This is a genomic window from Acinetobacter sp. GD03645, from assembly GCF_029845285.1.
In the GTDB taxonomy this organism is placed as follows: domain Bacteria; phylum Pseudomonadota; class Gammaproteobacteria; order Pseudomonadales; family Moraxellaceae; genus Acinetobacter; species Acinetobacter corruptisaponis.
Window position 1 is genome coordinate 35,407 of sequence record NZ_JAOCLL010000003.1, and the last position, 12,386, is coordinate 47,792.

The 12,386-nt window shown below is 44.3% G+C and carries 8 protein-coding genes; 3 read left to right on the top strand and 5 right to left on the bottom strand.

All coding sequences use genetic code 11. From position 1 onward, the window contains the following. Positions 1–57: 57 nt before the first annotated feature. The 4 genes from N5J47_RS02950 to N5J47_RS02965 form a co-directional block, all read right to left on the bottom strand. On the bottom strand, positions 58–1,500 hold the full coding sequence (locus N5J47_RS02950) for a deoxyribodipyrimidine photo-lyase (protein ID WP_279959288.1): 1,443 nt from the start codon (positions 1,498–1,500) through the stop codon (positions 58–60). A 122-nt stretch (positions 1,501–1,622) separates the two neighbouring features. Next, entirely contained in the window at positions 1,623–2,105 is a 483-nt protein-coding gene (locus N5J47_RS02955; RefSeq protein ID WP_267981014.1) for a peptidylprolyl isomerase, read from the bottom strand. Between the two features lie 125 nt (positions 2,106–2,230). Further along, entirely contained in the window at positions 2,231–3,517 is a 1,287-nt protein-coding gene (locus N5J47_RS02960; RefSeq protein WP_279959287.1) for an NAD(P)/FAD-dependent oxidoreductase, read from the bottom strand. 93 nt (positions 3,518–3,610) lie between these two features. Beyond that, positions 3,611–4,933 carry a D-alanyl-D-alanine carboxypeptidase PBP6B gene (locus N5J47_RS02965; RefSeq protein WP_279959286.1) on the bottom strand — a complete coding sequence of 441 codons (1,323 nt, stop codon included), beginning with the start codon at positions 4,931–4,933 and terminating at the stop codon, positions 3,611–3,613. Positions 4,934–5,103: 170 nt separating this feature from the next. Between N5J47_RS02965 and N5J47_RS02970 the strand changes: the two genes are divergently transcribed. After that, entirely contained in the window at positions 5,104–6,807 is a 1,704-nt protein-coding gene (locus N5J47_RS02970; RefSeq protein WP_279959285.1) for a PDZ domain-containing protein, read from the top strand. A 503-nt stretch (positions 6,808–7,310) separates the two neighbouring features. Next, on the top strand, positions 7,311–9,542 hold the full coding sequence (locus N5J47_RS02975) for an NADP-dependent isocitrate dehydrogenase (RefSeq protein ID WP_279959284.1): 2,232 nt from the start codon (positions 7,311–7,313) through the stop codon (positions 9,540–9,542). A gap of 398 nt (positions 9,543–9,940) precedes the next feature. On the opposite strand, the gene N5J47_RS02980 is transcribed toward N5J47_RS02975, so the two are convergent. Continuing rightward, the gene (locus N5J47_RS02980) at positions 9,941–10,744 is read right to left on the bottom strand and encodes an rRNA large subunit pseudouridine synthase E (RefSeq protein ID WP_279959283.1); all 804 of its coding nucleotides are present in this window, start codon (positions 10,742–10,744) and stop codon (positions 9,941–9,943) included. A 197-nt stretch (positions 10,745–10,941) separates the two neighbouring features. On the opposite strand from N5J47_RS02980, the gene icd reads away from it, so the two are divergent. Next, on the top strand, positions 10,942–12,198 hold the full coding sequence (icd, locus tag N5J47_RS02985; RefSeq protein ID WP_279959282.1) for an NADP-dependent isocitrate dehydrogenase: 1,257 nt from the start codon (positions 10,942–10,944) through the stop codon (positions 12,196–12,198). The last annotated feature ends 188 nt before the right edge of the window (positions 12,199–12,386 follow it).

The window sequence follows — 12,386 nt, forward strand, 5'->3', positions numbered from 1 at the left end:
CTATATTGATATGTTAAGAAATGGAACGGTTCCATTTCGGCAGTAGCCGTTAAATGATTATAAATATGTCTTAAAGGTCTCAATTGCCCGTGTGCGGCTGGTCTTTAAATCCACAATTGGGATAGGGTAATTCAAGTTTTGAATCCTAGGATTGGCATAAGGTTCATGTATGGTTTTTGCATCTAGATCAGTGAGTTCAGGCACCCATCGACGAATGTAGTCGCCGTTCGGGTCAAATTTTAATGATTGGCTGATTGGGTTGAATACCCGAAAATAGGGAACCGCATCAGTGCCTGTGGAGGCGCACCATTGCCAGCCACCATTGTTTGCCGCCAGGTCGCCATCAACCAAATGCTGCATAAACCATTGCTCACCTTTACGCCAGTCGATGAACAGGTTTTTGCTTAAAAACATGGCGCAGATCATCCGCACCCGATTATGCATCCAGCCTGTTGCCAGTAACTGACGCATGCCTGCATCCACAATTGGAATGCCTGTGTTTCCCTGTTGCCACTGTTCCAGCGCAATTGGGTCATCACGCCACGGGATATTCTGTGTTGAGGATTTAAAGGGAAGATGTTTGGAAACCTGCGGAAAATCAAACAGGATATGCTGATAAAACTCACGCCATAACAGCTCATCCAGCCACACCTGCTGGCTTTCAGACTGAATGACAAAATCACCATGTTGTTGCCTAAACAGTGCCTGAATACATTGGCGGATAGAGAGAATACCAATATTCAGGTAGGCTGAAAGTTGACTGGTGCCAACTTGTGCTGGGAAGTCTCGTGCTTGTTTATAGTTACTCAACCTTTCCTTTACAAACTCATCTAATAAATCTAAGGCGTATGTCTCTCCAACAGGCCAATGATCAATCATGTTTTGCTCAAGCATTGAGGCATAGGTTTGTTGTAGGGTGGTCAGGTTGGCTTGGTTAAAAAATGAGAAGTCCTCTGCAAGCGGTCGCTGAGCGTCAGGCAATGGGTAACATTGCGGCAACCCAAGTTGTAAACGCTGATAACAGGTTTTCTTGAATGCCCCAAAAACCTGATAAGGTAGGTTGGACTGATTGCGAATGGAACGCACAGGGAACATTGTACGATCATGAAACAGGAGTAGTTCTTTTTGCTGCTGGTTTAATACTTCCTGTACATCATGGTCACGCTTTAATTCATTTACGCCCAGTTCAATATTGGCATAGACATTGCCGATATTTATGCGCTGGATAAGGTCCGTAAAAAAATTACCCACATCTTTCCATAGAGGAATATGCTGGATGATTAATGGGATGTTAAGGGTAGCAAGCTGCTGTTTTAATTGTTGTAGCTGACGTAGATAAAACTCGATCTTGATGGGGGTATCGTCATGTTGTTGCCATTGTTCAGGTGACAGAATCACCAGTGCAATACACTGACCAGCCTGCGTTGCATGCCAAAGTGCAGCATGATCATGGATTCTAAGGTCCTGACGAAACCAGATTAGTTGATAGGCATGGGACATAGACAGAATATCAAGAGAAGAGAGTCCCATTGAAGTTAAGCGATTTTTCTATTTTATAAAAGTATCAGGCAATAAAAAAGCAAAGCCGAAGCTTTGCCTTAATCAATTCATTTAAAAATGAATTAGTGGTGGTGACCACCTGCACCGTGAACGTGGCCGTGATCAAGCTCTTCTTGAGATGCATCACGAATTTCAATGATTTCAACTTCAAAAGTCAGGTCTTGACCAGCAAGTGGGAAGTTTGCGTCAACGATCACGTTGTCGCCTTCAATGGCCTTAACCGTTACGATTTGAACGCCATCATCAGTTTGTGCTTGGAACTGCATACCAGGCTGGATATTGTCCACGCCTTGGAACATTTGAGCTGGAACTTCTTGAACTAAGTCTGGATTGTATTCACCATAACCTTCAGCAGCTGGAACATTTACAGTAAATTTTTCACCTACAGTTTTACCTGTAAGTGCATTTTCTAAACCAGGAATGATGTTGCCCGCACCGTGCAAATATGCAAGTGGTTCACCTTGAGATTGATCAAGTGTTTCACCCTCAGCGTTTGTTAAAGTGTAGTGGAATGAAACCACGTGGTTATTTGCAATAGCAGTCATGTTTTGAATCCATGTCATCAATAGTTTTAACTGTATATCATAAAGTGAAAAATAGCTTTTGTTGACTATTTTCCACTTTTTGAAACGATTTAGTTATAAATAGGAGCGAAATTTAAAATTTCAACTCAATAGAGTTTAATTTTTGGACGTACACGACGGGTCAGGAAATCTTTCACGGTCAACGCCCCAGCCTGGGTGTAGCCATGAATATTGGCCTGATGCAGTCGGTACAGGGAAACATACATGGTTTTGGCAATAAATCCCTGTACGCTAACATCACCAAGCAATTCACCCACCGCCTGATTACGGCTTAATGAAACCAGCGATCCCTTGTCGTTAAAGGTAAACATCGGTTGAGATGAGCCTGATAAACGGGCCGCCATTGCATCCACCAAGAACGTTGCCTGCTGGCTGGCAACCTGTGCGCGTGGGCCAAGCGGTGGTTGACGGGCATCCAACTGACAGTTGGCGCAGTCACCAAAGGCAAACACGTTTGGATCAGAATAGGTTTGCAGCGTTGCATAAACCATCAGTCGATTGATCTTGTCACGTTTAAAATCGGTTAATGCCTCCAAAACTTTGGGTGCCTTTACACCTGCCGCCCACACAGTAATATCGGAATGCAGCACATCACCATTGCTAAAGTAGACATTGGAGTCATCAACCTTTTGCACCTTATGCTCGGTCAGAATCTCAATGCCCATTTTCCTGAGTTGCTTGGCACTATGTGCTGCGGTTTTTTCATTCAGTGCAGGCAGGATACGGTCAGACGCTTCGATTAAGGTAATTTTGACCTGTTTCGGATCAATTTTCTTTAAGCCATAACGATAGAAATTTTTAGTGGTTTCGATCAGTTCTGCCGCCAGTTCCACACCTGTGGCGCCCGCACCTACAATACCGATGTTTAGGGCGCGTTCAGTGGAATGGTTTTGCGCCTCAATGTAGAGGTGAAATAAATCCTGCTGGAAAATATCCGCCTGTTGGCGACTGTCAAGGAAATGGCAATATTCACGTACTCCCTCTGTGCCAAAATCATTGGAGACTGAACCCACCGCAAGCACCAGGGTATCGTAACTCAGGCTTTGAATCAGTGGCGTGTGTTCTTTGGAAAGCTGGGGAGGAGAGATGGTAATCTGCTTTTGATCCTTGTTGACATCCAGCAGGGTGCCAAGCACGAACTCAAAATGGTGCTTTTCCGCGTGGGCAAAGTAATTGGTCTGTTCTTCGTGGGGATTGAGGGAGCCAGCAGCAATTTCGTGGAGCAGGGGTTTCCAGATGTGGGTGAGGTTTTGGTCAACCAGCGTAATTCTGGCTTTCTTTTTCCTACCAAAACGTTCACCCAGTTGGGTCGCAAGTTCCAAACCACCTGCGCCACCACCCACGATCACGATATGATGTAAGGTTTTGCTCATGATGAGCCTCATTATTTTTGTGAAAGGATGACTGGATTATGCCATCCTTGCATACAAGGCTGTATGGTAAATCTTGAGCAAAATAGTCTGTTTTTAACCTTGATTTAGTGGGTAGAGTTTGGCAGTCTTGGAAGAATCCTGTGTTGAAAATAACGAAAACAGGTTTGCAAACCAGATCATGACTTTCTGAAAAATACTTGCTTCCTCAATCTGCACATCATTTTCAATCTGTAAACTACGGATCAACTGGTTATTTTGGTAGATCGACACGGTTGCCAGATTCATGACCTGGGTTAAAGGTGCAGTCAAATGCTGTTCATTCAACTCAATGTTAATATGGGTATTGGTGGTTTGCAGTGGTTCAACGGTGCTGACCTGCTGGTTTGCATCAACCAGATGGATGCGCTGGGTCAACAAATCAAAACTATTCAGGTCAATTGGCGTTGCTTGGTCATATAAGGATGTAGTCACAATAGTTGGCTGCTTGGTTTCGACCTTAAACATTTTTAGGGTGGACTTGATCACAGGCAGTTCGGCAATCAGTCTCTGCTTTGGAATGACTTCCTCATCACGGGTATAGGTATAGGCCAGGTCCATCAGCTTGTGTGCGACTTCAGCACGTTTAACCGCACTCGGTGTACCCAATACAACCACGATCAAACGACGTTTATCAACGTGTGGATTAAAGGTCGGGCGTTCCGCAGTCAAGGCCAGATTATAGCCAGCAGCCTTGGTATAACCTGTTTTTAAACCGTCCGCCGTAGGGTCAAGCTTTAATGCAAAATTGGTGGCATGGTGAAAACGCTGGTTATAGCTAAAGCTTGGCATTTTTGAATAATGTAGGTATTCAGGGGTTTGCTTGACGATGGCCTTTGCCAGCAAGCCTAGATCTGCCGCAGTTGAATAATGGTCAGTCATGGTGATACCAGCAGGATTGCTGAAATGGGTATCTTTCATTCCCAAGGCCTGTGCTTCCCGATTCATGCGGGCAACAAACTCAGGCACACTGCCTGAAATCTTTTCGGCCAAGGTGACAGCGGCATCGTTGGCAGACATGACGATTAAGCCAGCAAGTAACTGATCAACCGAAATCTGCTCACCCTCTTTCAGATACATTTGCGATTCATCCCACATGACCATTTTAACCACAGGTGTCGCGGTCAGCACCTCTTCCTTACGCAGTTTTCCAGCTTCAATTTCCTTGAGGGTAATGTAGGCCACCATCATTTTGGTCAATGAGGCTGGGGCACGTTGTACGTGGCTATTATGTTCAGCAATGACCTGACCTGACTGGGCATCCATAATTGACCATGCCTGCGCTTCCACCGATTCAGGTGCGATATTCAGTAAATTGGCATGGGCGAGATGGGTACAGATGAAGCTAAACAACGTAAACAGGGAGAGGATAAATTTCACGTAAACACCTTGTGCTGCCGATCCAGTGGCATGGAATGCGAAAAAAGCATGCTATGACTTTTTTGTTGAAGAATCTAGCAATTTCTACAGACAATCAAGACATCTACGCATGACTTTGTAAAAAAATGCTAAGCTGTGTGAAGTGAGTCTTATTTTTACGATCTAAAGCTATGTTGCACTATCAAATTGAGTTCGACGATTATCGCCAACACCTTATTCATGTGACCCTGCGTTTCCTTGCCAATCCCAATCAGGAGCTATGGTTGCCGACCTGGATTCCAGGTAGCTACCTGATCCGTGAGTTCTCAAAACATATTGAATCGGTTCAGGCTTCTGATGAAGCAGGGCGTTTACTCAGCATTAAAAAAACCGAGAAAAACCGCTGGCGTTTGTTCAATAACGACCATGAATTGATTACGGTTGAGTATGATGTCTATGCCTATGATTTATCGGTGCGTGGGGCGTATGTTGATCAAACCCGTTTGTATGTCAATCCTGCCTGTGTCTGTTTAGGTCTGCAAGATCAGGAACAATCACCTTGTGAGGTTGAAATTTTCCTGCCTGATGAACTCAGGCATTTCCAGATTGCCACGGGACTGCCAAGTAAAAGTCTGGTCAAGGGACGCTTCACCTTAAAAGCAGACAATTATGACCAACTGATTGACAGTCCATTTGAGCTGGCTGAACAAAGCCGTTTTAGCTTTGAAGCCAATGGCATTCCGCATGAGTTTGTGATTTCAGGCAAGCACAATACCAATTTGGATCGTTTACACGCAGATATTGAGAAGATTTGTCAGGCTGAAATTAATCTGTTTGGTTCAGCACCATTTCAAAACTATACCTTTATGACCATGGCGACGGGCAATAGTTATGGTGGTCTGGAACATTGCAACAGTACCAGCCTGATCACGCCACGTGATGACTTGCCGAAAGCGAATGAAACACAGGAACCTTCCAAAGACTATCAACGTTTTCTGGGCTTATGTAGCCATGAATATTTCCATTCATGGCTGGTGAAATTTATACGTCCTGAAAATTTTGCCCATTATGATTTGCACAAAGAGGGGTACACCAGCTTACTTTGGATATTTGAAGGTTTTACTTCTTATTATGATGATCTGATTTTGTTGCGTAGTGGGGTGATTTCGCAGAAATCCTATCTGGATTTATTAAAGGCACAGATTGACCGCTATTTGCAGAATCCAGGACGTTCTGTTCAATCTGTTGCAGAATCGAGTTTTGATGCATGGATCAAGTTCTATCGTCAGGATGAAAACTCAAACAATGCAGGCACCAGTTACTACAACAAAGGCAGTCTGGTGGCGCTTTGTCTGGACTTAGGGCTGCGTTTGCGTGGTTCAAACCTTGATGCCTTGATGCGTCGTTTATACGAAAATACCCAGAAAGGTATTCAGGTCAATGAACGCACCATTTTTGAGTTATGTCATGAACTGACAGGGGATAACTGGGTTGAGCAAATCAATCATTTGGTCAATACCACAGATGAGTTGCCGCTGGATCAGCTTTTTCCTGAGTTTGGTTTAAGTTATGGACTTAAAAATGATAAGGCGCTGCCATTTGGTTTAAAAGTTGTGGATAAGGCTGAGGGTGTGGTGATTCAGCAAGTTCGCCGTGACAGTGCTGCTGCAAAAGCTGGATTGTCTGCCAATGATGTGATCCTTGCGATTGATGGCATTAAAGCATCAGAAAAGCTTCTGGCGAAATATGCAAAACAGCAGGGAACGTTTACGGTTTATGCTTTCCGCCGTGATGAGCTGTTGCAGTTTGAAATTTCGGGTGGAGAAAATGCACTGACCACCGTTGAGTTGAAAATTGAAGATCAGAATAAACTTGATCGTTGGTTGAAAGTTTAATCTACATGAAAAAGGCACTGTGAATCAGTGCCTTTTTTATGATTATCTAAAATGAATATCTGTAGAACCATAGAAATGGTCTGAATACAGGTGTGCTGTTCACCTTGCAAAGTGGCGTATTGCTAAAGTTGAGGGTTTGGCATTTAGATTGATTTTACCATGACCAAAGTCATATGTTATTCATTAAACTTTGTTAGTGTCGTACTCATACTAAGGCACTATGTTCATTTGTTTGCGAAATGGTAAATTTAAAGATCTAATTTAAGCTGAAACGGTTTTGTGTTTGAAAAGCCAAAACTTCATGTGAGGTGGCTAAACATGGCTGCAACTTTTATAGAGTTTTGTAGTATTTTTTTTCGAAATGTCGTTATCACTCGATATTGCGTTGACTGAGATGCGATGAGGGCCGATACTCTCAGGGTTTTATTTAAGCACATCGGTTCTCAAAGACTGGGCCAAAAGCTCAGTTCTTCACAACTAACATTTAACACAAGGGGCTATATATGGCTGGTGGAAAGTCAAAAATCATTTACACACTGACTGATGAGGCACCGCTACTGGCGACCTACTCTCTACTGCCGATCATTGAGACCTTTACTAAGCCAGCTGGCATCGAGATCGTTAAAAGCGACATCTCTGTAGCCGCGCGCGTGCTCGCAGAATTTTCGGACTACCTAAGCGGCGAGCAGAAAGTGACCAATAACCTTGCGGAGCTTGGACGTCTCACGCAGGATCCAGATACGAACATCATCAAACTTCCAAATATCAGTGCTTCGGTTGCCCAGTTGGTGGCATGCATCAAGGAACTTCAGTCAAAAGGTTATGCGATTCCTGATTATCCAGAGAATCCAGTGACTGAGGAAGAAAAGGCAATTAAAGACCGCTATGGTAAATGTCTCGGTTCAGCAGTAAACCCAGTGTTGCGTGAAGGGAACTCTGACCGCCGTGCGCCTGCTGCGGTAAAGAACTATGCCAGAAAGCACCCGCATTCAATGAGTGAATGGAAACAGTGGTCACAAACCCACGTTTCACACATGGAAGAGGGTGACTTCTATCATGGTGAAAAGTCGATGACACTGGATCATGCACGTAACGTGAAAATGGAATTGATCACCAAAACGGGTGAAACCATTGTCTTGAAGCCAAAAGTGGCGTTGCAGGATGGTGAAATCATCGACTCAATGTTCATGAGCAAAAAAGCGCTGTGTGAATTCTATGAGAAGCAACTGGAAGACTGCCGTGAAGCGGGCATCCTGTTCTCACTGCACGTAAAAGCGACCATGATGAAAGTGTCGCATCCAATCGTGTTTGGTCACTGTGTCAAAATCTACTATAAAGATGCATTTGAAAAACATGGCAAGTTATTTGACGAGTTGGGTATTAACGTCAATAACGGTATGGCAGGCCTGTATGAAAAGATCGCGACCTTGCCAACCTCGCTTCGTGAAGAAATCATTGAGGATTTACACGCCTGTCAGGAGCATCGTCCTCGTCTGGCAATGGTTGACTCTGCCAAGGGGATTGATAATTTCCACTCTCCAAATGACGTGATTGTCGATGCATCCATGCCTGCCATGATCCGCGGTGGTGGTAAAATGTGGGGTGCTGATGGCAAGCCTTACGACTGTAAAGCGGTGATGCCAGAATCAACTTTCGCACGTATCTATCAGGAAATGATTAATTTCTGTAAGTGGAATGGCAACTTTGACCCGAAAACTATGGGTACTGTGCCAAATGTGGGATTGATGGCACAAAAGGCGGAAGAATACGGTTCACACGACAAGACTTTCGAGATTCCAGAAGCGGGCATTGCCAACATCACTGACCTTGATACAGGTGAAGTGTTAATGACCCAGAATGTTGAGCAGGGTGATATCTGGCGTATGTGTCAGGTGAAAGATGCGCCGATTCGTGACTGGGTAAAACTTGCGGTGACACGTGCGCGTAACTCTGGCATGCCAGCGATTTTCTGGCTTGATCCATACCGTCCGCACGAAAATGAACTGATCAAGAAAGTCGAAAAATACCTGAAAGAGCATGATACCGATGGTCTGGATATCCAGATTATGTCTCAGGTGCGTGCAATGCGTTATACGCTGGAGCGTGTGGCGCGTGGTTTAGACACGATTTCCGTGACGGGTAATATCCTGCGTGATTACCTGACTGACTTGTTCCCAATTATGGAACTGGGTACTTCTGCGAAGATGTTATCTATCGTTCCGTTAATGGCTGGCGGTGGTATGTACGAAACAGGTGCGGGTGGTTCAGCACCAAAACACGTTCAGCAGTTGGTGGAAGAGAACCATTTGCGCTGGGATTCATTGGGTGAGTTCCTTGCGCTGGCTGTTTCTCTGGAAGAGCTTGGAATTAAAGAAGATAATGCGCGTGCAAAATTGCTTGCCAAGACTTTAGATCAGGCAACAGGCAAGTTACTGGATAACGACAAGTCTCCATCACGTCGTACAGGTGAGCTGGACAACCGTGGTAGCCATTTCTATTTGGCGCTGTACTGGGCTGAGGCGCTTGCTGCACAGGATGAAGATGCTGAGTTAAAGGCGCAGTTCACACCACTTGCGAAAGCATTGGCTGAGAATGAACAGAAGATTGTGGCTGAATTCTCTGAAGTACAGGGCAAAGCAGCTGACATTGGTGGCTACTATGCTGCTGATCCAGCAAAAGTGAATGCGGTGATGCGTCCAAGTGAAACATTCAATGCAGCGCTTGCAACTGTTTAAAAATCTAAGATACTTAGGGTCTGTTGACATTTCACCTTGCGAGCTTTCAGCTCTCATTGCGACAGAGGACATTTTTTAGATGATACAAGGCATGACTTATGAGATTTAGCCATTCTAAATGAATAAGGCATAACGCAGTAGCAGCAAAAAATGTCCCTGTCCCGTAGGGTTATGGCTAAAACTTCCCTAAACTTCGTTATGAAACTTGACAAGGGAGTTGCCATTGCCTGCGTTTCATGCCTTGTTTATGTCGTTTTAGCCGATAACGCAAGGCATGGCTGAAATATCAACAGACCCTACTTTGAATTGGTATTAATAAAAAGCTAGTGCCTTGGTACTAGCTTTTTTTATGGGGCTTTGAAGTGGGTTTTAATGACTAACCTAAGAAATATTAAATCTTAACGGCCATTACGATTACGGCCACGAGGCGCTTTGGTATTTGGACGTGTTGTACCATTGGTTTTACGACGTGGTTTTTCACTCTCATCCATTTGCCAGATGCGTTTAGTCCCTGACTTTTTCTTGTCACCATCCTTTTTATCACCCTCTTTCTTTTTATGCTGCATTGGCTTGCCGCCAGTACCACCTGGTTTTTTTACATAGGAACGAGAACGGTAAGGCTTATCTTCAGGCAGGTCTTTAAAATCTGGATAAAGCAGCGGTTCAATATCTGTTTGTTCACCTGGTTGCAAACCCAGACGTACTAAATCAATGGCACCAATCTTGGTACGAATCAGACGCAAAGTTGGAAAGCCAACCGCCGCTGTCATACGGCGTACCTGACGGTTACGCCCTTCACAAATCTGCAATTCAATCCAGCTGGTCGGAATATTGGCACGGTAGCGTACAGGTGGATCACGATCCCATAACCATTCTGGTTGATCCACCTTAATCGCCTTGGCAGGCAGAGTCATGCCATCTGCCAGTTCCACACCTTTACGAAGCTGTTCAAGCGCTTCCTCAGTGACATCACCATCCACCTGAGCCAGATAAGTCTTGTATTTCTTGTTCGCTGGATTGGTAATGTACTGGTTTAACCCGCCATGATCTGTCAGGAACATGAGCCCTTCCGAGTCAAGGTCAAGGCGACCTGCAAGACGCAAATCAGGATCGTGGATAAAATGGGAAAGCGTGAGATGGGCTTCATCCTCACGGAACTGTGACAGCACGTCAAAAGGTTTGTTAAATACGACAATTTTCATATAAAAATACTACTTTAAGAGTATGGGGTATTTGGTAAATGTATGCTTTTATTTTACTGAGAAATGTTATTATTTCTCATATAAATCTAAAAAGATACAAGATTGAATTACACTGAATCAGGAAGTAAAAAATCAAAGTATGCCATAAAAAACAAGGTATACATTAATCGCCAGCTACATGAGGGAGAACCTGTACAATGGGTTATCAGAAGATCGTGGTTCCTGCAGATGGTGACAAAATCACAGTTAATGCAGACCTGTCACTGAATGTTCCAAATCATCCTATCATTCCTTTCATTGAAGGTGATGGTATTGGTGTGGATATTACACCAGCAATGAAAGCAGTTGTAGATGCTGCTGTTCAAAAAGCTTACGGTGGCAAACGTTCGATCGAATGGATGGAAGTTTATTGCGGCGAAAAAGCCGACAGAATTTATGGCACTTATATGCCTGAAGAAACTTTTGAAGCTTTGCGTGAGTTTATTGTTTCAATTAAAGGTCCCTTAACCACACCAGTTGGTGGTGGTATCCGTTCCCTGAATGTCGCGTTGCGTCAGGAATTGGACCTATATGTATGTGTGCGTCCAGTACGCTGGTTTGAGGGTGTGCCATCACCCGTGCAACATCCTGAGTTGACGGATATGGTGATTTTCCGTGAGAACTCGGAAGACATCTATGCTGGGATTGAGTGGAAAGCTGATTCTCCAGAAGCAAAGAAAGTCATTAAGTTCCTGAAAGAAGAAATGGGTGTCACCAAAATCCGTTTTCCTGAGGGCTGTGGCATCGGGATCAAGCCTGTATCCAAAGAAGGTACTCAGCGTTTGGTACGGAAAGCCATTCAATTCGCGATTGATAATGACAAACCCTCTGTGACACTGGTTCATAAAGGCAACATCATGAAATATACCGAAGGGGCGTTCAAGGAATGGGGCTATGAGCTTGCAGTGGAGCGTTTTGGCGGTCAGCTGATTGATGGTGGGCCGTGGGTAAAAATCAAGAATCCGAAAACGGGTAAGGACATTGTGATCAAGGATGTGATTGCCGATGCATTTCTGCAACAAATCCTGATGCGTCCAGCAGACTACTCTGTCATTGCCACCTTGAACCTCAATGGTGACTATATTTCCGATGCACTTGCGGCAGAGGTCGGTGGTATTGGGATTGCGCCAGGTGCAAACATTGGTGGGGCAATTGCGGTGTATGAAGCCACTCACGGTACAGCACCGAAATATGCGGGTCAGGATAAGGTCAACCCAGGTTCAATCATCCTTTCTGCTGAAATGATGCTGCGTGACATGGGCTGGACAGAGGCTGCTGACCTGATTATCAAGGGTGTGTCAGGGGCGATTGAGGCGAAAACTGTCACCTATGACTTTGAGCGTTTAATGCCAGGTGCGACCTTGTTGCGCTGTTCTGAATTTGGTCAGGCAATCATTGAGCATATGGGCGAATAAGTTTTTATTTGTCCTATAAGAGTGGTTTCGGCCACTCTTTTTTATTTATGGTTTTATCAAACCATTGAGCTTTCAGTTTTTGTTAAATGTTCAGAGCTGGCCGTGTATCGTAAATTTAAAAAAATCTGTATCTATCATTTATAGACCATGTGTTCAAAATAAATTAAAAATCTTGAGAGTGTTGTGCA